The sequence below is a fragment of the Streptomyces sp. L-9-10 genome (assembly GCF_004151105.1).
Classification (GTDB): domain Bacteria; phylum Actinomycetota; class Actinomycetes; order Streptomycetales; family Streptomycetaceae; genus Streptomyces.
Genome location: NZ_PHRF01000057.1, coordinates 1 through 284, shown reverse-complemented (window position 1 = coordinate 284; position 284 = coordinate 1). Strand labels below are relative to the sequence as shown.

At 68.3% G+C, this 284-nt stretch carries 1 protein-coding gene; it reads right to left on the bottom strand.

Annotation, left to right across the window (positions count from 1 at the left end; translation table 11 throughout):
* Positions 1–257: AMP-binding protein (locus tag CU044_RS39040; RefSeq protein WP_275670195.1), on the bottom strand; the 257-nt coding region annotated here is incomplete at its 3' end.
* Positions 258–284: the final 27 nt, after the last annotated feature.

Sequence of the window (284 nt, the reverse complement as noted above, 5' to 3'; positions counted from 1 at the left end):
CCCACGGCGGAGTGGCGCGACAGTACGGACTCGATCTCACCGAGCTCGATACGGAACCCACGGATCTTGACCTGACCATCCCCCCGCCCCAGGAACTCCAGCCGGCCATCCGGCCCCCACCGCACCACATCACCCGTCCGGTACAACCGCTCACCGGAACCGAACGGATCCGCCACAAACCGCTCGGCCGTCAGCCCCGCACGACCGTCATACCCACGCGCCAGACCCCCACCACCCAGATACAACTCACCCGGCACACCCACACCCACCGGCCGCAACGCACC